Source organism: Erythrobacter aureus (assembly GCF_003355455.1).
In the GTDB taxonomy this organism is placed as follows: Bacteria; Pseudomonadota; Alphaproteobacteria; order Sphingomonadales; family Sphingomonadaceae; genus Qipengyuania; species Qipengyuania aurea.
The window spans coordinates 348,558-373,392 of the sequence record NZ_CP031357.1; the positions used below are offsets into that span (position 1 = coordinate 348,558).

Annotated in this window: 19 protein-coding genes and 2 pseudogenes; 10 read left to right on the forward strand and 11 right to left on the reverse strand. The window is 64.1% G+C overall.

Translation table 11 applies throughout. The annotated features are described in order from the left end of the window. Positions 1-5 precede the first annotated feature (5 nt). From DVR09_RS01685 to DVR09_RS01700, 4 genes are all read right to left on the reverse strand, one after another. Positions 6-608, reverse strand: a complete 603-nt coding sequence (locus DVR09_RS01685; RefSeq protein ID WP_115415393.1) for a DUF4126 domain-containing protein — start codon at positions 606-608, stop codon at positions 6-8. Between the two features lie 194 nt (positions 609-802). Further along, positions 803-1,762 carry a DUF5996 family protein gene (locus DVR09_RS01690; RefSeq protein WP_115415394.1) on the reverse strand — a complete coding sequence of 320 codons (960 nt, stop codon included), beginning with the start codon at positions 1,760-1,762 and terminating at the stop codon, positions 803-805. A 54-nt stretch (positions 1,763-1,816) separates the two neighbouring features. Further along, on the reverse strand, positions 1,817-2,995 hold the full coding sequence (locus DVR09_RS01695) for an acetyl-CoA C-acyltransferase (RefSeq protein ID WP_115415395.1): 1,179 nt from the start codon (positions 2,993-2,995) through the stop codon (positions 1,817-1,819). 56 nt (positions 2,996-3,051) lie between these two features. Further along, positions 3,052-3,501, reverse strand: a complete 450-nt coding sequence (locus DVR09_RS01700) for a MaoC family dehydratase (protein WP_115415396.1) — start codon at positions 3,499-3,501, stop codon at positions 3,052-3,054. Between the two features lie 226 nt (positions 3,502-3,727). Here DVR09_RS01700 and DVR09_RS17860 point away from each other — a divergent pair, with 226 nt between their 5' ends. Beyond that, entirely contained in the window at positions 3,728-5,719 is a 1,992-nt protein-coding gene (locus tag DVR09_RS17860; protein ID WP_162814812.1) for a sulfatase-like hydrolase/transferase, read from the forward strand. A gap of 263 nt (positions 5,720-5,982) precedes the next feature. Here the strand turns inward: DVR09_RS17860 and DVR09_RS01710 are convergent. Then, positions 5,983-6,999: pseudogene (locus DVR09_RS01710) on the reverse strand (DUF5935 domain-containing protein); the annotation flags it as partial. Further along, entirely contained in the window at positions 6,992-7,174 is a 183-nt protein-coding gene (locus DVR09_RS01715; protein ID WP_115415398.1) for a hypothetical protein, read from the reverse strand. The pseudogene DVR09_RS01710 and the gene DVR09_RS01715, both read right to left, overlap by 8 nt. Before the next feature lie 81 nt (positions 7,175-7,255). On the opposite strand from DVR09_RS01715, the gene DVR09_RS01720 reads away from it, so the two are divergent. From DVR09_RS01720 to DVR09_RS01745, 6 genes are all read left to right on the forward strand, one after another. Then, positions 7,256-8,500, forward strand: coding sequence for a TIGR04063 family PEP-CTERM/XrtA system glycosyltransferase (locus DVR09_RS01720; protein ID WP_115415399.1), 1,245 nt, complete (start codon positions 7,256-7,258; stop codon positions 8,498-8,500). A 3-nt stretch (positions 8,501-8,503) separates the two neighbouring features. After that, complete coding sequence (locus DVR09_RS01725; protein WP_115415400.1) at positions 8,504-9,091, forward strand: hypothetical protein; 588 nt, start codon at positions 8,504-8,506, stop codon at positions 9,089-9,091. A gap of 156 nt (positions 9,092-9,247) precedes the next feature. Then, positions 9,248-9,493, forward strand: a complete 246-nt coding sequence (locus DVR09_RS01730; RefSeq protein WP_115415401.1) for a hypothetical protein — start codon at positions 9,248-9,250, stop codon at positions 9,491-9,493. A 232-nt stretch (positions 9,494-9,725) separates the two neighbouring features. Beyond that, on the forward strand, positions 9,726-14,381 hold the full coding sequence (gltB, locus tag DVR09_RS01735) for a glutamate synthase large subunit (protein WP_115417728.1): 4,656 nt from the start codon (positions 9,726-9,728) through the stop codon (positions 14,379-14,381). Positions 14,382-14,507: 126 nt separating this feature from the next. After that, a complete protein-coding gene (locus DVR09_RS01740; RefSeq protein WP_115415402.1) occupies positions 14,508-15,944 on the forward strand; it encodes a glutamate synthase subunit beta in 1,437 nt (478 codons plus the stop codon). Between the two features lie 7 nt (positions 15,945-15,951). Continuing rightward, on the forward strand, positions 15,952-16,461 hold the full coding sequence (locus tag DVR09_RS01745; RefSeq protein WP_115415403.1) for an AAA family ATPase: 510 nt from the start codon (positions 15,952-15,954) through the stop codon (positions 16,459-16,461). 37 nt (positions 16,462-16,498) lie between these two features. Here the strand turns inward: DVR09_RS01745 and DVR09_RS01750 are convergent, their stop codons facing one another. Together DVR09_RS01750 and ung are read right to left on the reverse strand one after the other, a co-directional pair. Further along, complete coding sequence (locus DVR09_RS01750; protein ID WP_115415404.1) at positions 16,499-17,980, reverse strand: serine hydrolase domain-containing protein; 1,482 nt, start codon at positions 17,978-17,980, stop codon at positions 16,499-16,501. Positions 17,981-18,108: 128 nt separating this feature from the next. Continuing rightward, a pseudogene (ung, locus tag DVR09_RS01755) lies at positions 18,109-18,787 on the reverse strand (uracil-DNA glycosylase). A 78-nt stretch (positions 18,788-18,865) separates the two neighbouring features. Between ung and DVR09_RS01760 the strand changes: the two are divergent. From DVR09_RS01760 to DVR09_RS01770, 3 genes are read left to right on the forward strand one after another with little or no spacing between them, the layout of a single operon-like run. Further along, a complete protein-coding gene (locus tag DVR09_RS01760) occupies positions 18,866-19,483 on the forward strand; it encodes a ribonuclease D (protein ID WP_115415405.1) in 618 nt (205 codons plus the stop codon). Positions 19,484-19,507: 24 nt separating this feature from the next. After that, complete coding sequence (lptC, locus tag DVR09_RS01765; RefSeq protein WP_115415406.1) at positions 19,508-20,176, forward strand: LPS export ABC transporter periplasmic protein LptC; 669 nt, start codon at positions 19,508-19,510, stop codon at positions 20,174-20,176. Beyond that, positions 20,176-20,724 (forward strand): LptA/OstA family protein, encoded by a 549-nt coding sequence (locus tag DVR09_RS01770; RefSeq protein WP_115415407.1) that lies wholly within the window; start codon positions 20,176-20,178, stop codon positions 20,722-20,724. The genes lptC and DVR09_RS01770 overlap by 1 nt, the downstream gene beginning before the upstream one ends. A 7-nt stretch (positions 20,725-20,731) precedes the next feature. Here the strand turns inward: DVR09_RS01770 and holA are convergent, their stop codons facing one another. Genes holA through leuS form a run of 3 tightly spaced genes read right to left on the reverse strand, consistent with a single transcriptional unit; the run spans position 20,732 to position 24,779 of the window. Continuing rightward, positions 20,732-21,778 carry a DNA polymerase III subunit delta gene (holA, locus tag DVR09_RS01775; protein ID WP_115415408.1) on the reverse strand — a complete coding sequence of 349 codons (1,047 nt, stop codon included), beginning with the start codon at positions 21,776-21,778 and terminating at the stop codon, positions 20,732-20,734. Then, entirely contained in the window at positions 21,775-22,263 is a 489-nt protein-coding gene (gene lptE / locus DVR09_RS01780) for an LPS assembly lipoprotein LptE (protein WP_115415409.1), read from the reverse strand. The genes holA and lptE overlap by 4 nt, the downstream gene beginning before the upstream one ends. Further along, entirely contained in the window at positions 22,263-24,779 is a 2,517-nt protein-coding gene (gene leuS, locus DVR09_RS01785) for a leucine--tRNA ligase (RefSeq protein WP_115415410.1), read from the reverse strand. Before leuS ends, lptE begins: the two co-directional genes overlap by 1 nt. Positions 24,780-24,835 lie beyond the last annotated feature (56 nt).

A 24,835-nucleotide genomic window follows, 5' to 3' on the forward strand; every position in this document is an offset into this window, starting at 1 on the left:
GTGGTTCAGGCCGGCGGCGGCTCCTTGGGCCGACCGAAGATCAGACCGATTACGCGGCGCGCCACCATGAGCAGCCAGACCGTGAGCGCAAGCAAGGCGAGGGCAATACCGCCTGCGACGAGCGGGAATTCATAGGCAAGGTATAGCAGGCCGACGGTCGCCACGTCCTCGGCCGTCGATACCACCATATTGCTAACCGGTTCGGGGCTGGTGTTGATCGCTCCGCGCGCACTTGCCTTGCCCACATGCGCCGCAAAGCTCGCCCCGCCACCCAAAAGGAACGCGATCACTTGCGTCGCGGGATCGGACGGATCGACAATGGCCAGCGCCAGCAGGGCGCCGCCGACAGGTCGAACGAATGTGTGCACCCCATCCCAGATCGAATCGAGCCACATCACCTTGTCCGCGAAGAATTCCGCGACCGCGGCCAAGGCCGCGATCGCCATGACCCATGGGTTCGCCAATACGTCGAGGCTGGCGAGGTGCTCGGGCAGCGGCAATGCGTCCAGGCGCATCGCGAGACCGGTGGCAAAGATACACAGATAGAGCCGCCACCCCGCCAGCAGGCTGACGCTTCCGGCAATACCGATGATCTCGACGACACCCATAGGGGTGAGCATAGGCCCCGCGCGGCGCATTCGTCCAACGGCAATTGCGCCCGATAGACACCTTGCCGCGCCGCTAACGATCGATCTGAAGATCGGCGGACCGGGCGACATCCTTTACCGCTCGGCAGACCGAGTGCTTGCAGCAGGAACGATACGGTGGCGGTCGCATCGTACGGCGCGAGTATCGCGCCCGGTCAGGCGGGGCCTGCGCGCTCCGCCTTGACATCATAGGGTCGCCCAAGAGCGCCCGCAGGAATTTCCAGCGCCGCACGGTCCCACCCCGAACGGTCCGCCACTGCCCGGTAGCTTGTCTCGAGAAACTCCAGCAGCGCCGCCTCGGGATCGCTCGCCTCGCGCATGCTGGCATAGGGAAGCACCCATTCGCCCAGTTCGGCGTGCCAAAAAGCTCCCTCCGGCCCGACCTCGGCATCGCAATACCCGTCAGGCGTGGGGTAGCCATAGGCGTAAAAAGCCGCCTCATCGACACCCCCGCCACCCAGCCAGAACCCCGCACTGGCGACTTCATGGCTATAGGCCTCGCGCGTCACGCGGTCGGGAAGGTTAGGAAATCCGCCGGGATGAAGCGGCGCCTCTCGCCCCGAGAACCGCGTAACCGCGAGATCGAAGCTGCCCCAGAACAAATGGCTGGGGCTGGATTTTCCAACAAAGCCGGTACGAAATGTCTCGAACACCCGGTTTGCGTGGGAAAAGGCGCGGTGGATACGCGCCAGGACGGAGATGTCCCATTCCCGCTCGCGCTTATCCCGTGCGAAGGGAACCGCCTCTTCGACTTCGTTCGGAGCACCGGAAATATCGGTCTGAATTCCCGCGCGCCCCAGCAATTCGGCGAGCTGTTCGTGAAAGCGCGCGACGGTCTGACCGGCCACTTCGAATCCGGCGGCGAACCCGGTCGAGGTTTCGACCGCGACGGTTGATCCCAGGCAGTCGAAGAGAACTTCCACCTCTCCGCGCGGAAAGAACACCGGATAGCTGCGGAAACCGCGCGGCACCACGCGCAGCGCCAGATGCCAACTGTGGTTGCACCACGGCAGCGCCCGAGTGGGCAATTTGCCCACGACCTGGAGATAGGCATGCAGGCTTTCGATGACCGGGCGGTCGGCCTCGAAATCGAGTTTCGGCCACCGCTCGGTCATCGTGATTACCTCCTAGGCCTCATGCAGCGAAGCGGTAGGCCCGACAAAAGACTCCTAGAAAATCTCGAACAGGCCGGCTGCGCCCATGCCGCCGCCGACGCACATGGTGACGACGCCGTATTTGGCACCGCGGCGCTTGCCTTCGATCAGCGTATGGCCGACGCAGCGTGCGCCGGTCATGCCATAGGGGTGGCCAATCGAGATCGAGCCGCCATTGACATTGAGCTTGTCGTTGTCGATGCCCAGCTTGTCGCGGCAATAGAGCACCTGGACGGCGAAGGCTTCGTTCAGTTCCCACAGGCCGATATCGTCGACCTTGAGATCGAAGCGTTTCAGAAGCTTGGGAATGGCGAAAACCGGGCCGATGCCCATTTCGTCGGGCTCCGTGCCCGCAACCGCCATGCCGACATAGCGGCCAAGCGGCTGAAGACCCTTTTGTTCGGCGACCTTGGCTTCCATCAGGATCGAGGCCGAAGACCCGTCCGAAAGCTGCGAGGCGTTACCCGCCGTGATCGAGGTGCCGGGACCCATGACCGGCTGGAGGCCCTGAAGGCCTTCGAGCGTGGTCGAAGGGCGGTTGCCTTCGTCCTTGGCGATGGTGATCTCAACATCCGAAATCTCGCCGGTTTCCTTGTTCTGCACTTTGTGCGTGGTGCTGACAGGTACGATTTCGTCGTCGAACTTGCCCGCTTCCTGCGCGGCGGCGGTGCGCTGCTGGCTGGACAGGGCATATTCGTCCTGCGCTTCGCGGCTGATGCCATAGCGCTGGGCGACCGTCTCGGCGGTCTGCAGCATGGGCATGTAGATCGCGCCGTGCATGGCGATCAGCTCCGGATCGGGCATCACCCGCATTTCCTTCGTCTGCACGAGGCTGATCGATTCCTGACCACCCGCGGCAACCACGTCCATGCGGTCGGTGATGATCTGCTTGGCAGCCGTGGCGATGCTCATCAGACCCGAGGAGCACTGGCGGTCGATGGTCATGCCGCTTACCGACACGGGACACCCCGCCCGCAATGCTACCTGGCGGGCAAGGTTGCCGGCCTGTGTTCCCTGCTGGAGTGCGGCACCCCACAACACGTCGTCGACCTCGCCGGCATCGATGCCAGCGCGCTCGATCGCGGGCTTCAGGGAATAGGAGCCGAGCGTCGGTCCCTTGGTGTCGTTGAACCCGCCCTTATAGGCGCGGCCGATGGCGGTGCGGGCGGTGGAGACGATGACTGCGTCACGCATGGGTATGTCCTTGATTTGCTAGAAATGTCTGATCCTCACCGGGGAGGAGGGGGAAATCAGACGAATATCTGGGTGATCCACTCAGTGATCAAAGCGGGCTTCTCCTCGCCTTCGATCTCCATCGTGATCTCGCAGGTCTGCTGCCACTGGCCAGGGCGCTTTTCGTTCATTTCGATCAGCTTCCAGTGGCCGCGAATGCGCTTGCCGCTGCGAACGGGGCTAATGAAACGGGTCTTGTTACCACCGTAATTCACGCCCATTTTCACGCCGTCAAGCTTGGGCACGTCCGAATTGGCGCCGAGATAGGGGATCATCGACAGCGTAAGAAAGCCATGCGCGATGGTGCCGCCGAAGGGCGTCATTTTGGCCTTTTCTTCGTCGATATGGATGAACTGGTGATCGCCTGTGGCCTCGGCGAACTGGTTGATCCGTTCCTGGCTCATCTCGACCCATTCGCTGGTGCCGATGGTTTCGCCGACTTTCTCGGCCAGATCCTGCGGGCTCATGCGCGCCTCTCCTTAATCCAAAAACGTGCGTTTCATGCGACTCTCGCCGCGCGGTTCGGCGCGAGTCATGGCGCATGAAAAGAGGGTGCGCAACCGCATCGCGCGTGCCGCTACGGCATGGCGAGGCGCAACCGCCGGTGAGAAAGCGCCAATGCATATTGAGCCGATTCGCATGACCGCTATGGTCGTAAGGGGGGCCATGAAGCCGCCCCGAAAAGGGAGGATCATGGCGGGGCGAATTATCACTGGTTTGTTCCGTCCGGCAATCGGGGTCCCGCTGGTGGCGACAATTGTCGCGGCTGCCGAGCTTCTTGTTGCAAACCGCAAGTTCGGTGTCTTCACCGGCGGTTTCGGGCAGTCGAGTGCGGTCGACACCCCCGGCGAGATCGCCCTCTTCGCTCTGGGCTTCGTGCTTGCCCAGCTCGCCATCGCGCTGCTGGCATGGAAAATCGCGGCGAGGCTCGCGAGAGCCTCGGGCGCGCAGGCGACAGTGCTGCATTTCGCCTTTCTTTATGGCGGGATCAGCCTGCTCGTCCTCAGCCTGCAGTACCAATTGCATTCCTATTTCAGCGATGCGGTCAGCTTCGCTCTGCTCAAGCAATTGGGAGGGGGAAGTGCCACCGACGCGCTGCTCTTCGCCAAAAACGAAATCATGCTGGGGCTGGCTGCCCTTGCCGCCTTCCTTTTGGCATGGTGGGTCGCGGCCCGGTTGCTGCATCGGCTGACCGGGCCGCAGCCCGCGATCGATGCCATCAGGTCCGGCTGGCATATGATCGCTGCCATATGGCTTTTGCTTGTAGGTGGGCTGTTCGTCATTCCGCGGATCGGCGGGGATGGGGCACGCGGGCTGGAGCGCATCATGGCCTGGCAGGCGCTGGGCGACCTGCTCTCGCTGGCGAGCGATTTCGATGGCGACGGCTATGGGCTGGCCGGACGCGTCATCGATCCATACCCTTTCGACGAAGCACGCCACCCACTTGCGCTGGACGTGCCTGGCAATGGCATCGACGAGGATGGATATGGCGGCGATCTCGCGCTCGTCCCCGTTCCCGGCACTCTTCCCGAAACGCCGTTGAGCGGCAAAAAACCGCATCTCGTCATCGTGGTGCTCGAAAGCACCCGGGCGGACGTGCTCGGAAAACAGATCGACGGGCAAGTGGTCGCCCCGAATCTTGCCCGGGTGGCCGCGCAAGGCGGCGCCATCGCCCCCGCCTACAGCCATGTCGGCTTCACCACTGCCTCGCTCAAATCGCTTTTCGCCGGTAGTCTGGTCGTTCCTCCGGGCTCGCCGAGCCTGTTCCGCGAACTCGACCGGAGTGGCTATGAAATCGGCGTATTCTCGGGCCAGCCGGAAGATTTCGGCGGTATTTCGGAAGCGGTCGGAATGCGCGAGGTGGCCGATCATTTCGTCGATGCGGAACTGCTCAAGGAGCAGCGCGCCTTCAGCTTCGCCGCGCAAGGCTCGCTGCTGATCGACGAGAACATCGTGCTGGACCGGTTCGACGCTCTGCTGGGCGATCCCGCCATCTGGACGACGCCGCAATTCGTTTACTTCAACTTCCAGACCCCGCATTTCCCCTACCACCATGACGGGGTGCCCGAGCGCTTTGCGCGCCCGCCGCTGGAACGCGGCCAGATCGGAGCGGAGAACCGGGACGCGCTCCAGAGAACCTATTGGAACGCGGTGGCATACAGCGATGCCGCGCTCGGGCGTCTGATCGACCGGCTCCAGACGATGGGCGTATGGGACGAGACGGTCCTGGTGGTCACCGGCGATCATGGAGAGGCGCTGTTCGAAGGAGGGTTCCTGGGGCATGGCCACATCATCAACGATCGCCAGAACGCGACCTTTTTCGCCAGCAATCGGCCGCTGGCGGGCGTTTCCGCACCCATTTCGCTGAGCGATTACCGGCGGATCATCCTGCGGATGCTCGGGGCCGAGGTGCCGGAGGCACCGATTTTCGAGCCCTTCCTGCATATCGGCCCGCTCGAATCGCCCACCGCCATCGGCATGGCCGACCGGCAATTAGGCGTCATCTCGCTGAGACTCGACAGCGGCGCGGCCTGCGTGACCGCGCAGGGCCGATGCCGAAACTACGCGTCGCTCGATGGGGCCGAGCGCGAGGCATTCGATAGGCTGGTGGCGCGCTGGGGTCCGAGCGCTGGGCCGCGCGGCGGCGGGAAGTACGGCCCGAAGCGGCCTCGTCGCAGCGCTTGAGATAGGCCCATAGCCCGCATTGCAGGCCAATCAGGATCAGGATCACCGGCTGATAGGCGATCCCTGGAAGAGCGATCCGACCAAGTAAATGATCTGCGCCATCTGCAGGGCACTGGCGAGCGGCGCCTGCCAGCTCGCACCTTCACGCCCCGCCAGCGGCGGCGGATCCTTTCCATCTGCCACAGCCCGCTGGCATGTAGCCACAGCCACAGGAACAGGCCCACCCAGCCCTGCTCACCGAGCACTTCGAAGATCGACGAATGGAAAGCGCGCGCCTCGTCAACCACATCCCGATACTCGACCATGGTCGTGTTCGCGTTCTCCTCGACCTGCGGCAGGCGGTATTCGAACCGGTTTCCGCGATAGGAATCGAACCCCCCGCCCATCGGGTTCTCAAGTGCATAATTGTATGTCCACTGCCACACCGCAAGGCGGGTGGAGGCGGATTGGTCCTCCTCGTGGCCGGCAATAAGCCCCATGCGCTCGTAATAGCTTTGCGGCAGGAACGGCGCGGCCATCAAGACCATCGCCGCGCCGGCAGCGACGAAGCTCAACCGCCGCTTGACGTCGCGCAGCAGCAACAGCGCAAGTACGCCGATACAAACAAGGCCGGTGCGCGCCTCGGTGCCGACCGGGGTCAGCAAGCAGGCGAAGATGAAGGCCCAGCCGAACAGCTTCACCCGCCAGTCTGGCGGAAATACTCTCCCATGGTGCATGAACCACCAGATGATCGGGATGAGCCCGACCGCGACGGTGGACAGCGTCGAACTTTCATAGATGTTCGAATTGTCGTTCACGAAGAAATAGAGATTGCCGTACCCTCCGCCGCCCAGCACGGTCTTGAGGCTGGCGGAAATGATGATCGCCCCCGCAGTCAGCGTCACCACCAGCGTCGCGAGTTCGATCCTGAGCCGGGTAACCAGCGTGAAAGGCAGGAAGATCGCGAAGACCAGCGCACGCCAGACCCATTCCCATTTGGTGGCTGCCTCCACGGGGAAATCGGCCCATTGCAGCGTCAGGAAACACCAGCCGAGAAAAGCGACCATGATACCCTGGCGCAAGGTGAAGCGGATCTGCGATTTCGTGTCGGTCACCGCCCAGCCGACAAAGGCCAGGACGAAGGCGATGAGGGAGATCGGAAACAGCGGCGTCAGCGTCCAGCCGATCTTCTGCGGCGCGAGGATATCGATGTAGAGATAGGCCAGCACCCAGACGAAAGGGCGCCTGAGGCCGAGCGCGAAGAGCGCCATCACAAACAGGAACAGAGCAAGGTCAAGCATCGGAGGCTTGGCCCCGCTCGCGGCGCGCACGGCGAGCCGCGCGTTCTTTGGGCTTGCCCTCTGCAATTTCGGCACCGGGCGGATCCTCGCGATCGAGTTCATCGCGCGCAATCACGCGCAATATCCCGATGAGGATCAGCGCGTGAGTCAGTCCGAGGGCGAGGTAATCAATCACTATGGGGTGCTTTCTCGCATGACTGCCTAATGCAACGGGGTTGACGCGGCGTTAAGTGTACTGTGTCACATCGGCGAGCCCATGACCCGCATTCTGCATGTCCTCGACCATTCTCTGCCGCTACACAGTGGTTATACATTTCGCACGCGCGCAATCCTGAAAAGCCTGCGCGCTGCGGGTATGGAGGTTCGCGGGATTACCGGCGCGCGCCATTCGGAAGACGGTCCGCCGATCGAACAGGTCGAGGGGCTTACCTTCCACCGGGTTAGCCATATCCCGTCCGGCCCACCGGGTCTGCGCGAATGGCGCGAAATCGAATCGCTGCGAAAAGGTATCGAGAGAGTGGCCGCCGATTGGCGCCCCGACATTCTGCACGCCCATTCGCCCGCACTGTGCGGCATGGCGGGACTGCGGGCGGCGCGCCGACTGGGTTTGCCCTTCGTATATGAAATCCGCGCGTTCTGGGAAGATGCCGCTGTCGGCAACGGGACGGGACGCGAAGGATCGCTCAAATACCGCCTCACCCGGTCGCTCGAGAACCGGGTGGTGGCCGGGGCCGATGCAGTCTTCACCATTTGCGCCGGCCTGCGCGACGATCTGGTGGCGCGCGGCCATGATGGCGCCAAGATCGGCCTGTCGCCCAACGGCGTCGATCTCACCCTGTTCGGCGATGCCCCGCCGCGCGATGGCGCGCTGGCCGAATCAATCGGTATTGGCAGCGGACCGGTGATCGGCTTCATCGGCAGCTTCTACGACTATGAGGGGCTCGACGATCTGATCGCGGCCATGCCGCTGCTGCGCGAGCACCACCCGACTGCCCAATTGTTGCTGGTGGGTGGCGGACCGATGGACGAAGCGCTGCGGGCGCAGGCTGCAGCGTCTTCTGCCGGGGAGGCAATCGTCTTCACCGGACGCGTCCCGCACTCCGAAGTCGAGCGGTATTATTCGCTCGTCGACGTGCTCGCCTATCCGCGCAAAAAATCGCGTCTGACCGATCTGGTGACTCCGCTGAAACCGCTGGAAGCGATGGCGCAGCAGCGGATCGTCGCGGCGAGCGATGTCGGCGGACATCGCGAGCTGATCGAAGACGGGGTGACCGGCCTGCTGTTTCCGCCCGACGATCCTCCGGGGATTGCCACATCGCTGGCGCGCTTCATCGACGAGAAATATCGCTGGCCGGGGATGCGGGAGGCCGGACGGCTCCATGTCGCCGCAAACCATGACTGGGCGCGGAACATCGATCGTTATCGGGCCGTTTACCAAGATCTGCTAAGGAAACGAGTCTGTCGCGGCCGCAGGAGCCGCATTGAACGGGTGATTGAGTAAGCGATGACTGCCGCCAAACGCACTGCTCCGATCAGCAGCCACCCCGCTTTCAAATGGGGCGTGGCCGCGTGGTTCGCATTGCTGCTCGGCCTCGGCCTCTTCGTCATGCCCCCGGCCATCCACACCGTGCTGGCCGAACGCATCGGTATCGCCGGTATTCTGAGCGATAGCACCGCGATCCGCGCGGCATTGTCGCTGATCGCCGCGGCGCTCGGCCTGCTCATCGGTCTTGTGCTTGCGATTCGCGTGGCGGCGATCAACGAGGCTTCGCGGGAGGAGGACGACGACGAAAGGGATAGCGCCGGGATCTGGTTGCAGGATCGCGAAGACGAACGGGAAATCGAGACCGAGCCTGCCCCACTCGCGGCCGCTGCCCCGCGCCGCCCCTTCAATCCGCGCGAGGACATCGGCGAGGAAGGGATTGGCATGGCCGGTCGGCAGATCGAGGATGAAAGCCCTGCGGAGCCGGAAGCCCCCGCCGAAAGCGGGGATACGCCTGGAATCGACCAGATCGATGGCAGGGCCGAGGACCGGTTTATCGCCGAGGACTGGGAAGAGCCCTCCCCGAAACGGGTATCGAAACGGACATAGCGCCGGCTTGGGACCATTCGCGCGACCCCCCGGCATAGCGGCGGAAGCGCCTTCGGACGCGCCGCTCCCGAAGCTCGGGACACCGCAGCGATCGCAGACGCGGTCGGTTCCGAAGTGCAACCCCAGGATTTGGATACGCCGACAAACGACACTGTGATGCCCGCCGCAATCGGCGATCTTCCCCTCGATGCGCTGACCGAACGGCTCGGCGCCGCGCTCGCCGCGCTGAAGACGGGACCGTATGCCCAGGCCCCGGACGAGGCCGATCCCGCTATTGCTTCCCTGCGCCGCGAAGCCGAGCGCGAGGCGCCCGGTCCGGTTCCATCCGAAAGCCCAAGCGATCCGCAGGCTGAACTGCGCAGCGCCCTCGACAAACTCAGCCGGGTGGGCAAGCCCGAATAAGGCCCGCGCCGCAGGGGTCGGATTTCCGCTACGGAATCGCACCGAAAAGCGTAAATCTTGACGTCCATGAAATTTTGCTACGCTTCTCGCAGTTGCAAAAAACCTTTCCTGTCGGCATGACGGGCCTTCGCGCAATTTTGCAGGTGCCGTGTTCGGCGCCGATCGACCTTGCTCCCGGCCGCCCCGCATAAAGCGAGGCCGGTTGGCGGGCACGAAGGAGGACGCTTCGCCCATGGGACGCACGCCGCCCCACACTATCACGGGTCTCTACGATCCGCAGAACGAACACGATGCCTGCGGTGTCGGCATGGTCGCGCATATCAAGGGTGCGAAAAACCATGCCATCGTCACCCAGGCGCTCGAAATTCTCGCCAACCTGGACCACCGCGGCGCGGTCGGCGCCGATCCGCTGCTGGGCGACGGGGCCGGAATCCTGTTGCAGATTCCCGATCCGCTCATCCGAAAATGGGCAGACGGTTGCGGCCACGATTTGCCGCAATCGGGCGATTATGCCGTGGCGATGTGTTTCCTCCCGCAGCAAGAGGAAGCCCGCGAATTTGTCGAACGGCAGCTCGAACGGTTCGCCGAAAAGGAAGGCCAGCGCGTCGTCGGCTGGCGCGATGTCCCGACCACGCTGGACGGGCTGGGCAAGGCGGTGGTCGATTCGATGCCGGTCATTCGCCAATGCGTCATTGCCCGCGGGACGAACTGCCTCGACAACGATGCCTTCGAGCGCAAGCTCGTCGTCATCCGCAAGCAGACTCTGAATCCGCTGAAAGCGCTCGAGGCCAAGCATGGCATCGAAGGACTCAGCCAGGCCTATATCCCGAGCTTTTCCAGCCGCACGGTGGTCTATAAGGGCCTGCTGCTCGCCAACCAGGTCGGCAGCTTCTACGACGATCTGCGCGATCCCGATTGCATTTCGGCGCTTGGCCTCGTCCATCAGCGTTTCAGCACCAACACCTTCCCCAGTTGGCGCCTCGCCCACCCCTATCGCTTCATGGCGCATAATGGCGAAATCAACACGGTTCGCGGCAATGTGAACTGGATGGAAGCGCGCCGCCGGACGATGGAAAGCGAGCTGCTCGGCTCGGACCTCGACAAGATGTGGCCGCTGATCCCGCATGGCCAGTCGGACACCGCCTGCCTCGACAATGCACTCGAGCTGCTGCTCACCGGCGGCTACAGCCTCGCGCATGCGATGATGATGCTGATGCCCGAGGCATGGGCGAAAAACCCGCTGATGAGCCCGGAACGCCGCGCCTTTTACGAATATCATGCCGCGCTGATGGAGCCGTGGGACGGCCCGGCGGCGGTATGCTTCACCGATGGCCGCCAGATCGGCGCCTGCCTCGACCGTAACGGATTGCGCCCTGCCCGCTGGTGCACCACAAAGGACGATCTCGTCGTGCTCGCCTCGGAAAGCGGTGTCTTGCCGTTCGACGATGCCGACATCACGCGCAAATGGCGGCTCCAGCCGGGCCGCATGCTGCTGATCGACCTCGAAGAGGGGCGCATCGTCGAGGACGAGGAGCTCAAGGCCGATCTCGCCGCCGCTGACCCTTACGAAGCATGGCTGGCGAAGGCGCAATACAAGCTTGAGGACCTCGATCACATCGAACCCGAGCTGTCGGCCATTCCGGTTGCCGACACCTCGCTGCTCGAACGCCAGCAAGCCTTCGGCTACACGCAAGAAGACATTGCGCGGTTTCTCGAACCGATGGCGCGCGGCGGCGAGGACCCGATCGGATCGATGGGCACCGATACGCCGATCGCGGTGCTGTCGGACCGCAGCCGTCTGCTCTACGATTATTTCAAGCAGAACTTCGCGCAGGTGACCAACCCGCCGATCGACCCGATCCGCGAAGAGCTGGTGATGAGCCTGCTTTCGATGATCGGACCGCGTCCGAATCTGCTCGGCCGCGATGGCGGCACGCACAAGCGCCTCGAAGTTTCGCAGCCCATTCTCACCAACGAGGATCTGGCCAAGATCCGGTCTGTCGAAGCGGCGCTGGACGGCGCCTTCCGCACCGCCACCATCGACATCACCTGGGATGCAAGCACCGGGGCCGACGGTCTCGCCATGGCGCTGAAGGAAATGTGCTGGGCCGCGACCGAAGCCGTGCTCGGCGATGCCAACATCCTGATCCTGTCCGACCGGGGCCAAGGCCCGGACCGCATCCCCATGCCCGCGCTGCTCGCCACCAGCGCAGTGCACCACCAGCTGGTGCGCCAGGGTCTGCGCATGCAGACCGGCCTCGTCATCGAAACCGGTGAAGCGCGCGAGGTGCACCATTTCTGCGCGCTGGCTGGATACGGGGCGGAAGGCATCAACCCCTATGTTGCGTTCGAAACGCTCGAGCATCTGCGCGCCGACCGCTTTCCAGATCTCGCTCCCGGCGATGTCGCACACAATTACGTCAAGGCGGTGGGCAAGGGCATCCTCAAGGTGATGTCCAAGATGGGTATTTCGACCTACCAATCTTATTGCGGCGCGCAGATCTTCGATGCGGTCGGCCTCAATTCCGAATTCATCGACGCCTATTTCGCCGGCACGGCGACCACGATCGAGGGCATCGGCCTCAAGGAAGTGGCGCAGGAAGCGGTGCTGCGTCACGCGCAGGCCTATGGCGACAATCCGCTATACGAGAGCATGCTGGATGCGGGCGGGATCTATCAGTACCGCCTTCGCGGCGAAGCCCATGCCTGGACCCCGCAATCGGTCGCGCAATTGCAACATGCGGTGCGCGGCAACGATGCGAAGAACTACGCCGAATTCGCGGCCAGCGTGAACGAGCAGTCGGAGCGCCTGTTGACGATCCGCGGGTTGATGGAACTGCAACCGGCCGATCAGCCGCTGAGCCTCGACGAGGTCGAACCGGCGGTCGAGATCGTCAAGCGTTTCAGCACCGGCGCCATGAGCTTCGGCTCGATCAGCCATGAAGCGCATTCGACGCTGGCCATCGCGATGAACCGCCTGGGCGGCCGCTCGAACACCGGCGAAGGCGGCGAAGAGCCCGAACGCTTCCGCCCGCTCGATAATGGCGATTCGATGCGTAGCCGGATCAAACAGGTCGCCAGCGGCCGGTTCGGCGTGACCACCGAGTATCTGGTCAATTCGGACGATATCCAGATCAAGATGGCGCAGGGCGCGAAGCCCGGAGAAGGCGGCCAGCTTCCCGGCCACAAGGTCGACAAGCGTATCGGCAAGGTGCGCCATTCGACCCCGGGTGTGGGCCTCATCAGCCCGCCGCCGCACCACGATATCTATTCGATCGAAGATCTCGCCCAGCTCATTCACGACCTCAAGAACGTGCAGCCCAAAAGCCGTATCTCGGTGAAACTGGTGAGCGAAGTCGGCGTCGGCACGGTCGCCGCGGGCGTATCCAAGTGCAAGGCCGATCATGTCACGATTTCCGGCTATGAAGGCGGCACGGGCGCGAGCCCGCTGACCAGCCTCACCCACGCCGGCTCCCCGTGGGAAATCGGCCTGGCCGAAACCCAGCAGACGCTGCTGCTCAACGATCTGCGCAGCCGCATCGCGGTGCAGGTCGATGGCGGCCTGCGCACCGGGCGCGACGTCGCCATCGGGGCGCTGCTGGGCGCGGACGAATTCGGCTTCGCCACCGCTCCGCTGATCGCGGCAGGCTGCATCATGATGCGCAAGTGCCATCTCAACACTTGCCCGGTAGGCGTGGCGACGCAGGACCCGGTGCTGCGCAAGCGCTTCGTCGGCACGCCCGAGCATGTCATCAACTACTTCTTCTTCGTCGCCGAAGAGCTGCGCCAGATCATGGCCGAAATGGGCTTCCGCACGGTCGAGGAAATGGTCGGCCGGGTCGACCGGATCGACATGCGCCGCGTGGAACGTCACTGGAAGGCGCATGGCGTCGATCTGAAGCGCATCCTCCACGCCGTCCCGATCGAGGAAGGCAAGGCGCTGTTCCACACCGATACGCAAGACCACGGACTGGCGGCGGCGCTGGATGTCGAGCTGATCGAAGCCTGCAAGCCCGCGATCGAAAGCGGCCAGGCGGTCCAGCTCACCCGGACCATACGCAACGTAAACCGCACCGTTGGCACTATGTTGTCGGGCAGGATCGCCGAGGCGCATGGGCATGCGGGTCTCGCGCCCGACACCATCCGGATCGATTTCACCGGGGTCGCCGGCCAGAGCTTCGGCGCCTGGCTCGCGCACGGGGTGACGATCAGCCTGACCGGCGATGCCAACGACTATGTCGGCAAGGGCCTGTCGGGCGGCCGGATCATCGTGCGCCAACCGGACGCGGCTCCGCGCGCGCCGGGCGACAATATCATCGTCGGCAACACCGTGCTGTATGGTGCAATCGCGGGCGAGGCTTATTTCCACGGCGTTGCGGGCGAGCGTTTCGGCGTGCGCAATTCGGGCGCAATCGCCGTGGTCGAGGGCACTGGCGATCACGGATGCGAATACATGACCGGCGGCGTGGTCTGCGTGCTCGGCGCCACGGGGCGTAACTTCGCCGCCGGGATGAGCGGCGGTATCGCCTATGTCTACGATCCCAAGCGGCGCTTTGAAAAGCTGTGCAACCATGCGCAGGTCGATGTGATCGATGTTCAACCGGGCGATGGCGAGGGCGCCGAAAAGAGCTGGGGCACACCGCAGCAGCGGCCCGTCTCGGTCGAGAATAACGGCATGGGCGATCCGCTTTACCACGATGCCGAACGGCTCAGAATTCTTGTCGAACGGCACCTGCTCCATACCGGATCGGCCCAGGCCAAGGCGCTGCTTGACGACTGGACGAACGAGCTCAAGAACTTCCGCAAGGTGATGCCGCGCGACTACGCCCGCGCACTGAAGGCACTCGAAGACGAACGCGAACAGGCCGCGATGGAAGCGGCGGAATGAGCGACATCAACCTATTCCGTCCTTCCCGCAACGGCGGGAATCCCGTATTTTTTTTCAACTTTCCCGCAAAGCCTGGCGGGACCCCCGCCTGCGCGGGGGCTTCGGCCAAATCGGAGATTTGACCTCGTGGGCAAGGAAACCGGCTTTCTCGAATATGAGCGCAAGGATCGCACCTATCGCGATCCCGAAGAGCGGCTGACGCATTATAATGAGTTCGTGGTTCCGTTGTCGGAAGACCAACTGCGGACGCAGGCGGCCCGGTGCATGAATTGCGGCATCCCCTATTGTCACACCGGCTGCCCGGTGAACAACATCATTCCGGACTGGAACCACCTGGTTTATGAAGACGATTGGAAGAATGCGCTCGAAGTGCTGCATTCGACCAACAACTTCCCCGAATTTACCGGCCGCGTATGCCCCGCCCCATGCGAGGCGGCCTGCACACTGAACCTCATCGATTCGCCGGTCACCATCAAGTCGATCGAGTGCGCGATCATCGACCGCGGCTTCAAGGAAGGCTGGGTCAAGCCGCAGCTTCCCGAAAAGCGCACCGGCAAATCGGTCGCGGTGATCGGCAGCGGCCCGGCGGGCCTCGCCTGCGCCCAGCAACTTGCGCGGGCCGGCCACGCCGTGACCGTGTTTGAAAAGGCCGACCGGATCGGCGGGCTGCTTCGCTACGGCATTCCCGACTTCAAGATGGAAAAGCACCTGATCAACCGCCGCGCGGTGCAGATGGAAGCCGAAGGCGTCCAGTTCCGCACATCGAGCGAAGTCGGCGTCGAGGTCAGCTTTCAGGCCCTGCAGGAAAATTTCGATGCCGTGGTCCTGGCTGGCGGCGCGGAAGAAGCGCGCATGCTCGACATTCCGGGTTCGGAACTCGATGGTGTGCGGCTGGCGATGGAATTCCTCACCCAGCAGAACAAGCGCAATGCGGGCGACGACGAAGTGCGCGCCGCGCCGCGCGGCAGCCTGACGGCTACGGGCAAGCATGTGATCGTGATTGGCGGCGGCGATACCGGCAGCGACTGTGTCGGCACGTCCAACCGCCAGGGTGCTGCCAGCGTCACCCAGCTCGAAATCATGCCCAAGCCGCCTGAAAAGGAAGACAAGGCGCTGACCTGGCCCGACTGGCCGCTGAAACTGCGCACATCGTCCAGCCACGAGGAGGGCGTCGAGCGCGACTGGGCGGTGCTGACCAAGCGCGTGGTCGAGGAAAACGGCGATGTCGCGGGTCTCGAATGCGTACGGGTCGAATGGAAGGATGGCCGCATGCAGGAGATCGAAGGCAGTGAATTCACGCTCAAAGCCGACCTCATCCTGCTGGCGATGGGCTTCACCGGTCCCAAGCGGCGCGGCCTGCTCGACCGGGCGGGCGTCGACCTCGACACCCGCGGCAATGTCGCGGCGGACACCGACTGGTATCTCACCAGCGAGGCGAACGTGTTTTCCTGCGGCGACATGCGGCGCGGGCAGAGCCTCGTCGTCTGGGCGATCCGCGAGGGGCGCCAATGCGCTCATGCCGTCGACAAGGCACTGATGGGCGAAAGCGCACTGCCACGCTGAGGCTCGCTTGGCGGATTACCTGATCACTGGCTGTTCTGGTGGCGGAAAATCGACTCTGATAGCCGAACTGGCGGATCGCAGATTTCGCATTGTAACCGAGCCCGGCCGTCGGCTGATTGCCGACGGGATCACACCTTGGGACGACCTACGCGGTTTCCTCTTGGCGGCGGTGGACACGGCCCGGGCGGACCTGGAGATCCATCGCTCGACACGCGAACCGGTGTTCTACGATCGCGGGCTGATCGATGCACTGGCGGGTCTCGAGCGGCTGGGTTCGGGAAGCGTTATGGATATGTTGGGCAGTGGGCGGCCGTATGAAGGCCTCGTCTTCATTGCCCCGCCCTGGCCGGAAATCCACGCAACCGACACCGATAGGCAGCATGCATTCGACGAAGCGGTCGAGGAATATCGCCACTTGGCAAAGCTACTGCCCGCATTGGGCTACCGGCCGGTCGAACTTCCCCGAACATCGGTGGCCGAGCGCGCCGCTCTCGTGCTGAACGCCCTCGGCATCTGATATTCGGCAGCCTGCGACATCGAGCCCCTGCCGGACCCTATAACCCGCGCAGGCGACGGCTGGTGTTCGAATGTTGCCGGATTGCGCGGACTTTACCTGCGCGATCGCGCTCGAACAGCACCTCATCGCGTTCTTCGCCCTTGTCGGTCACGACACGAAAGCGATCACCACCCAGCGGCTTGAGCCGCCACATGCGCCTGGCCGGTTCGCCGGAATCGGGATCGAGCCAGGTCAGTCCGCCCGCCCAGGGGATCAGCATGTAATCCGAATCCCACGGCTGCCCGCTATAGACGCCTGCATATTCGCCAAGCTCCACGCCAGCGACCGGATCGAACGGCTTGGCTTCGCCGCGTGCCTTGACCAGCGCCGCAATGCCGCGCGCCAGCAAGCCCGGATCGTCCATCGCATTCATGGCGACCGCAACGCCCATTTCTTCCTTGGGCGCTATCATCAGCGCGCTGCGATAGCCCGGACAACTGCCACCGTGGCCGACCACCGTCGTGCCGTTTTCCTGCCGGACCGAAAAACCCAGCCCCCAACTCGTTTCCCAATCGGGCGAAATGTAATGCACCCGCTGCATTTCGCGCAGGGTCGAGGCGCGCAGCACTTCGCGCTCGCCGGTTTTCGCCAGCCGCATGGTCCACCGGGCGAATTTCGCCAGATCGGCCACACTGGCGCTGAACCCTGCCGCCGGAGTGATCCCGGCGGGATCGAACAGTTTGACCTCCGGGCGCGTGCCGTCCGCCTCGAGCGCCCCCCAGCCCACTGCGAGCTGCTGGCCATGGAGTTCGGCGGGGATGCCGGGTCTTGTGTTCTCTAGACCGAGCGGATCGAGAATATTCGTTGTCACATAATCGGCGAAGGGTTCGCGGCTCACCGCTTCGACCGTTTCACCCACAAGGGTGAGGCCGAGATTCGAATATTGCCAGGTGGTCGCAGCCGGATAGAGCGGCGATTGGCTGGGAACCTTCGCCCGGATCTGATCCTGCGTGGGAAAAGGGAAATCGGGTCCGGTCCAATAGGGAAAGTCCGATTCACGCGGGAGGCCCGCCGAATGGGTCAACAGCCCGCGCAGCGTCACCGGCACGCTCTCGCGCGGATCGTCGGCAAGCTGCGCCCAAGGCAGATAGTCCGCCACAGGGGTGTCGAGCGCGACCCGGCCCGCTTCCCATTGTTGCATCAGCGCAACCGCCGTGAAAAGCTTGGATATCGAGCAGATCGAATAGATCGTATCGGGCGTGGCAGGCATGGTCTGCGCGCGGTCGGTCGTCCCGAAGCCCTGCGCCCAGACAGTTTCGTCCCCGCGTGCCACCGCTGCCGAAATCGCCGGAATCTTACGATATTGCCGCTGACCCTCGATCCAGAGATCGGCCGCCCGCATCGCCTCGGCCAGTGCGGCCTGTTTCGCCTCCTCCCCCTCGGCACGCTGCTCTGAATGTGCGCTTTCGGTACCGGCATGGGCCGGAACCATCATGCCCATCACCGCCAAAGCCGCGCCCGCCCTGAAAATCGTCTTCATCGGAAAACCTTCCCCTCTTCCGCGCGAGACTGGCACATGAGGGCAAGGTTGAAAAGCCGCCTGGCCACCGGTCGCGCACCCGAGGCAGGAAACATTTTGCGGCAACGCTTATGCGCGAAGCATGGATGTCATAGCTGCCAGTCGATCGCGCCGCGTCCGTTTTCGACAAGGAAGGCGTTGGCCCGGCTGAAGGGTCTCGAACCGAAGAAGCCGCGATGCGCCGAAAGCGGGCTGGGGTGCGGGCTTTCGATCACACAGTGCCGCCCGCCGCGAAGGCCCTCGATCCGTTTTGCCTTGGCCTGCGCATGGCCGCCCCACAGGATGAAGACGCTGGGCTCCGGCCTCGCCGCCACCGCCGCCACGCAAGCGTCGGTGATCGCATCCCAACCGCGCCCCGCATGGCTGCCCGCTCGCCCCGCCTCGACCGTCAGCGTGTTATTGAGCAGGAGCACGCCCTGCCTCGCCCATTTGCTCAGGTCGCCATGATCGGGCCGTGGCACCCCGAGATCGGCCTCGAGTTCCTTGTAGATATTGACCAGGCTTGGCGGGACCCTCACACCTTCGGGCACCGCGAAGCACAGCCCCATCGCCTGCCCGGCCCGTGATAGGGGTCCTGCCCGAGGATCACCACCTTCACCGCGTCGAGCGGAGTCAGTTCGAGGGCCTTCAACCTGCGACCGCGCGGCGGGTAGATCGCCTTGCCCGCCCGCTCTTCGGCAACCAGAAAGCCGCCCAGTTGCCGCGCCTGCGGGCTGCCAGGACCGGATCGAGCACGGGCTGCCAGCTATCGGGGATAGTGTCGGTCATGGCACGATTGTAGCCGGGGTGGCGCGGCAGACCAGCACCCCTTCCCTACAATCCCCAATAGGCCTAAGGCGCTGGCCCATGGCAGTGTATTTCCACGAAGAAGACCTCCCCGAAGGCGTCCTCGCCGATGGCCCGGTGGCCGTCGATACCGAAACCATGGGCCTCGTCACCATCCGCGACCGGCTGTGCGTCGTGCAGATCAGCGACGGCAAAGGCGACGAGCATCTCGTGCGCTTCGGCCCCGACAGCAGCTATGACGCGCCCAATCTCAAGGCGGTTCTGGCCGATCCCGAGCGGCTGAAACTGTTCCATTTCGCACGCTTCGACCTTGCCGCGATCGAGCATTACCTCGGCGTGATGGCCACGCCCTGTTATTGTACCAAGATCGCCAGCAAGCTGACCCGCACCTATACCGACCGCCACGGGCTCAAGATGCTGGTGGAAGAACTGCTCGGCGAGAGCATTTCGAAAGCGCAGCAGTCGAGCGACTGGGGTGGGCCGGATCTGAGCGAGGCCCAGCGCGACTATGCCGCGAGCGACGTGCGCTTCCTTCACCGCATGAAGGACGAACTCGACAGACGTCTCGAACGGGAAGGCCGCACCGCGATGGCGCAGGCGTGCTTCGACTTCCTGCCCACCCGCGCGCGACTCGACGTGGCCGGCTGGGCCGACCACGACATCTTCAGCCACATGTAAGGAGCGCACGCGTAGGGCGACACCATGGCATCCCGGCATCGCAGGATCGAAACGGCTCAGGCCAAGGAGCGGCGGCATGAACGCCAGCACTGGGCCGAACCCGGCGGAACGCACGACCGTCTGGTCGGCTTCCTGGCACGCGCGCTGCCGATGGGTGTCGGGGTGATCGCCGCGCTGATGGTGATCACACCGCTATCGCCGCGCGGCGAAGTGAGCTTCCTGCTCGATCGCAATAAGGTGGCGATCATCGATGAGCGGCTGCGGGTCGACAATGCGCTGTATCGCGGCGCGGACGATAAGGGACGGCCGTTTTCGCTGACAGCGGGCGAGGCAGTCCAGCGATCGAGCGCCGAGGGTATCGTGCGGATGAACGATCTCGTCGCACGGCTGTTGCTCGACGACGGACCCGCGCGGGTCAGCGCCCGGGCCGGGCAATACGATATCGACGAGGAAGTGGTGTCGATCATCGGTCCGATGCGCATGCAGGCCGCCGATGGCTATCGGATGGTGGCGCGCGACGTTTCGGTCGATCTCGCCGACAAGCAGCTCGTCGGCGCGGGCGGGGTGGATGGCGCGATTCCTGCCGGGACCTTTCGCGCCGATCGCTTGACCGCCGATCTTTCGGCACGCACCATAACCCTGACGGGCAATGCGCGGCTGCGCATGGAGCCCGGCAAGCTGAGGATGCCCTGATGAAGCACTTGCTCCCCACCATCGCCCGCTGGGGACTCGGCTCCTTCGCCGTGACCGTGGCCGCATTCGCGGGCATCCAGCTTTCCGCCCAGGCAATTGCCGGACACAATTCGAACGCGCCGGTTTCCTATGCCGCCGACCGGATCGAACTGCAGGACCGGCAAAACCGCGTTGTGCTGTCGGGCAATGTCCGGATCACCCAGGCCGGGCTCAATCTCAGCGCGGCGCGCACGATCGTGAACTATTCGGATGCGGGCAGTCTTTCCATCCAGCGGATCATGGCGACCGGCGGGGTGACCGTGTCCCGCGGCAATGAGCGCGCGCGCGGCGATACGGCGGTCTATGACTTCAATCGCCGGATCATCACCATGGCGGGCAATGTCCGCCTGAATCGCGGCGGCGATACACTCAATGGCGGACGGCTGGTGATCGATCTGGCCAGCGGCGTATCGAGCATCGATGGGCGTGCCAGCGGTTCCTCGTCGGTTACAGGCCAGGGCGAATCGGGAGGCCGCGTGACGGGGACATTCTCGGTTCCCGAGAACTGAGCGGCGCCTAGCGAGCCCGGGCGCCCGCGACTCTCGCAATATCGGCAAGACCCTGCGCGAGCAGGAGTTCGGCCGCCTGGCTGTTGGTGAGCAGATCGCGGTGCAGGCCGACGAGGCGCTGCGTCAGCCGGTCGAGCTTGTCGCCGTGCCGCCACAGCGCGAATTGCTGGCCGATCTCGCGTTTCTCCTTGAAGAAGATACCTAGCCGCGCTTCTTCGCCCCGATTGAGATCGCCGAAGGGACGCGGGCCGAGCGCCGCCGCAATCCGCGCAAGCTGCGCCGCGCGCCGTTCGAAGGCAAGCAGCACACCGACCGGGTTGAGGCCGAGTTGCTTCATGCGCGCCAGCTCAATCCCGACCTTGGCCGCCTGGCCGCCCATCACCGCATTGACCAGCGGCGCGAAACCATCGTCCTCGCTCGCGGCGCCGATCGCATCGACGTCCTCAGCAGTGGCAGCCTGCGGGCTCTGCGCGCTGCCATCGAGATAGAGAGCGAGCTTCTCGACCTCGCTCCGCGCCAGCCGGACGTCGAGATTGGCCGCCCGCGCGATGCGTTCGGCCAGGTCTCCGCCGAGCCGCACGCCCGCCCCGTCCGCCAGTGCGCGCACGGCGCGTGTGACGGATTGCAGGTCGGGCGGATAGAACATCGCCACCAGCGCATCCTTGCGTTTGTCGAGCAATTTGGCGCTGCGCGACTTGTCGGTGGCGGAGGTGGCAATGACAATCACCGGGCAAGCCTCGCCGGCACCCGCCTCGCCGGTCTCGATCAGCACTTTGAGCGCTTCGAGGGCTTCCTCGCCGCTGGCGCGGACCCAGATGTGCCGCCGATCGCCGAACAGCGATGAGCTACGCGCCTCGTCGCCCAGTTTCGCGGGATCGCCGCGCAGCTCGGCGCCGGACAGCTCCACTCGCTCGCCAGGATCGGGCAGCCAGGTGACAAGATCGTTCGCAGCCGCACTGGCACCCGCTTCGTCCTGCCCGCAGAAGAAAAAGATCGAGCAGCTCTGCGCCGCCGCGCGCCCCTTGGCCGCGAAATCGCGGTTGGTGAGTTTCACCGGTCGTCGCGCAGCGCCAGCGCGACGCGGGTGACGATCCGCTGGGCGAGGTCTCGCGAAAGGTTTTCGAGCGCGGAGCGTTCCGCGGCAATCGTCGCATATTCGGAAGACACCACGTCGATCCCCGCATCCGATCCGTCGGTGGCATCGAGCACGATATCGCCGGTCGCGAGATCCACCAATTGGTAGCGCGCGCGCAAAATGCGCCGCTCGCGGCTGATCGTATCGTCGCGCAGCACGGCCAGGCCTTCGAGCTGATCGTCGAGCCGCACTTCGAGCCGGTATCGCGGGCTCGCCTGTCCAGCGGCACCGAACCGCTCTTCCAGAGCGCTGCGTACCAGCCAGCCGGCACGCCCTTCGATCGGCGCCACATCGATCGCCGCCAGCGACTGCGCGACCACACCGCTACCACCCCCGCCATACATGGGCGACAGGTTGCATGCGGCAAGCAGAACGGAAGCGAAGCTGGCGAAGAGGATACGCATCAGGTGACGATATTCACCAATCTGTCGGGAACGACAATGATCTTGCGTATATCGGCCCCGTCGATGGAGCGCTGCACCTTCTCACTGGCAAGCGCCATGGCTTCGAGATCCTCGTTCGAAGCGCCTTTAGGCGCGGTCAGCGTGTCGCGCAGCTTGCCCTTGTGCTGGACGGCGATGGTCACCTCGTCTTCGATCAGCAGCGCGGGATCGACTTGGGGCCAGGGCGCCTCGGCGATCAGCCCTTCCTGTCCCATGGCGGCCCAGGCTTCCTCGGCAAGGTGCGGCATCATCGGCGCGACCAGTTGAGCCAGCGTGCGAATAGCGGCCGAACGGCTGGCACTGGAAACGGCCTTTTCAATCGCACCGGTCAGTTCGTAAATCCGCGCGACAGCCTTGTTGAAGCCCAGCGCCTCGATATCGTCCGCCACAGCGGCGACGGTCTGATGGGTTTTGCGGTCGAGCGACTTGTCCCCGCCTGTCGCGCCCGCATCATGGGCAGAGAACAGGCGCCACAAGCGGTGGACGAAGCGCGAGCACCCCTCGATCCCCGCTTCGGACCACGGCAGATCGCGCTCGGGCGGGCTGTCGGACAGCATGAACCAGCGCACCGCATCCGCGCCGTAAGTGTCGACGATCGTGTCGGGATCGACGACGTTCTTCTTCGACTTCGACATCTTGATGACGCGGCCGATTTCGACCTCGCCGCCATCTGCCGTCAGCAGCGCCTGCTCGGCCTCGCGGCTGATCTCGTCGGGGGCATAATAGACCGTCTTGCCGCCTTCCTTGCGGCTGTAGGTCTCGTGCGTGACCATCCCTTGCGTGAACAGCGAAGCGAAGGGCTCCTTCACCTCGATCTGGCCCATATGCGCCAAGGCGCGGGTCCAGAAGCGGGCGTAGAGCAGGTGCAGGATCGCGTGTTCGACCCCGCCGATATATTGTTCGACCGGCAGCCATTTCGCGACTTCTTCCGCGTCGAAGGGCTTGTCGGCAGGCTGGCTGGCAAAGCGCAGGAAATACCAGCTCGAATCCACGAAAGTGTCGAGCGTGTCGGTCTCGCGCTCCGCCTTGCCGCCGCATTTGGGGCAGTCGACTTGGCTCCAGGTCGGGTGGCGCAGCAGCGGGTTGCCCGGCGTCTGAAAATCGACATCCTCGGGCAAGGTGATCGGCAGGCTGTCCTTGGGCGCGGGGACGACGCCGCATTTCTCGCAATGGATGAAGGGGATGGGCGTGCCCCAATAGCGCTGGCGCGAAACGCCCCAGTCGCGCAGGCGCCACACGGTCTTGCCCGTGCCGCGTCCCTGATCCTCGATCCGGCGGATAATCTCGCGCTTGGCGGCCTCGACGTCCATTCCATCGAGGAAATCGGAGTTGACGATCACGCCTTCCCCCGCCTCGGCTTCGCCGTCGAAAGGCTTGTCCGCGTCATCCACGCTGGGCGCAACCACACGCGGGATCGGCAGGCCGTACTTCGTCGCGAATTCGAAGTCGCGCTGGTCGTGGCCGGGCACCGCCATGATCGCGCCGGTGCCGTAATCCATCAGCACGAAATTGGCGATGAAGACAGGCAGGTCGGCGCCGGTGAACGGGTGTTTGGCGGTGATACCGGTATCGAAGCCGAGCTTCTCCGCCGTCTCCAGCTCGGCCGCGGTCGTGCCGCCCTTCTTGCATTCCGCAATGAAGGCCTTGGCTTCTCCGCTGTCGAGCGACTGCGCCACCGGATGGTCGGCGGCAACGGCGACGAAGCTAGCGCCGAAAATCGTGTCGGGGCGCGTGGTATAGACCGGCAGCCTATCGCCACTCGAAAGATCGAAGCTGAATTCCAGCCCCTTGGATTTGCCGATCCAGTTTTCCTGCATCAGCCGGACTTTGTCGGGCCAATTGTCGAGGCTGCCCAATCCTTCGAGCAATTCCTCGGCGAAATCGGTGATCTTGAGGAACCACTGGTTGAGCTTGCGCTTCTCGACTTCCGCGCCCGAACGCCAGCCCTTGCCGTCGATCACCTGCTCGTTGGCAAGCACGGTCATGTCGACCGGATCCCAGTTAACCTCTGATTCCTTGCGATAGACGAGGCCCGCTTCGTAGAGATCGATGAACAGCGCCTGTTCGTGGCCGTAATAATCGGGCTCGCAAGTCGCCAGCTCGCGGCTCCAGTCGAGCGCGAAGCCGAGGCGCTTCAGCTGCGCCTTCATGTGTTCGATATTGTCGCGGGTCCAGCCGCCGGGGTGGACGCCCTTTTCCATCGCCGCGTTTTCCGCCGGCATGCCGAAAGCGTCCCAGCCCATCGGGTGCAGCACTTCGTGGCCAGTCGCCTTCTTGTAGCGCGCCAGCACATCGCCCATCGTGTAATTGCGCACGTGGCCGATGTGGATGCGCCCCGAAGGATAGGGAAACATCTCGAGCACGTAGCTCTTGGGCTTGTCTGAATTGCTGTCGGCGCGGAAGGTCTGCGCCTTGTCCCACGCATTTTGCCAGCGCGCATCGGCGCTGGCCGGATCGAAACGGGTATCGCTGCTCATGCGAGCCGCGTTTACGGATTTTGCAAGCTATGGGAAGGCGCTTTCGCGGCGCCCGC

What these genes read in the sequence shown, in the direction of transcription:
- DVR09_RS01690 (WP_115415394.1), bottom strand. Translation starts at nt 1,762, where the DNA reads ATGACCGAGCGGTGGCCGAAACTCGATTTCGAGGCCGACCGCCCGGTC.
- DVR09_RS01725 (WP_115415400.1), top strand. Translation starts at nt 8,504, where the DNA reads ATGACTGCCGCCAAACGCACTGCTCCGATCAGCAGCCACCCCGCTTTC.
- DVR09_RS01730 (WP_115415401.1), top strand. Translation starts at nt 9,248, where the DNA reads ATGCCCGCCGCAATCGGCGATCTTCCCCTCGATGCGCTGACCGAACGG.
- DVR09_RS01720 (WP_115415399.1), top strand. Translation starts at nt 7,256, where the DNA reads ATGACCCGCATTCTGCATGTCCTCGACCATTCTCTGCCGCTACACAGT.
- DVR09_RS01695 (WP_115415395.1), bottom strand. Translation starts at nt 2,995, where the DNA reads ATGCGTGACGCAGTCATCGTCTCCACCGCCCGCACCGCCATCGGCCGC.
- DVR09_RS01770 (WP_115415407.1), top strand. Translation starts at nt 20,176, where the DNA reads ATGAAGCACTTGCTCCCCACCATCGCCCGCTGGGGACTCGGCTCCTTC.
- leuS (WP_115415410.1), bottom strand. Translation starts at nt 24,779, where the DNA reads ATGAGCAGCGATACCCGTTTCGATCCGGCCAGCGCCGATGCGCGCTGG.
- DVR09_RS01685 (WP_115415393.1), bottom strand. Translation starts at nt 608, where the DNA reads ATGGGTGTCGTCGAGATCATCGGTATTGCCGGAAGCGTCAGCCTGCTG.
- gltB (WP_115417728.1), top strand. Translation starts at nt 9,726, where the DNA reads ATGGGACGCACGCCGCCCCACACTATCACGGGTCTCTACGATCCGCAG.
- lptE (WP_115415409.1), bottom strand. Translation starts at nt 22,263, where the DNA reads ATGCGTATCCTCTTCGCCAGCTTCGCTTCCGTTCTGCTTGCCGCATGC.
- lptC (WP_115415406.1), top strand. Translation starts at nt 19,508, where the DNA reads ATGGCATCCCGGCATCGCAGGATCGAAACGGCTCAGGCCAAGGAGCGG.
- DVR09_RS01750 (WP_115415404.1), bottom strand. Translation starts at nt 17,980, where the DNA reads ATGAAGACGATTTTCAGGGCGGGCGCGGCTTTGGCGGTGATGGGCATG.
- DVR09_RS01760 (WP_115415405.1), top strand. Translation starts at nt 18,866, where the DNA reads ATGGCAGTGTATTTCCACGAAGAAGACCTCCCCGAAGGCGTCCTCGCC.
- DVR09_RS17860 (WP_162814812.1), top strand. Translation starts at nt 3,728, where the DNA reads ATGGCGGGGCGAATTATCACTGGTTTGTTCCGTCCGGCAATCGGGGTC.
- DVR09_RS01700 (WP_115415396.1), bottom strand. Translation starts at nt 3,501, where the DNA reads ATGAGCCCGCAGGATCTGGCCGAGAAAGTCGGCGAAACCATCGGCACC.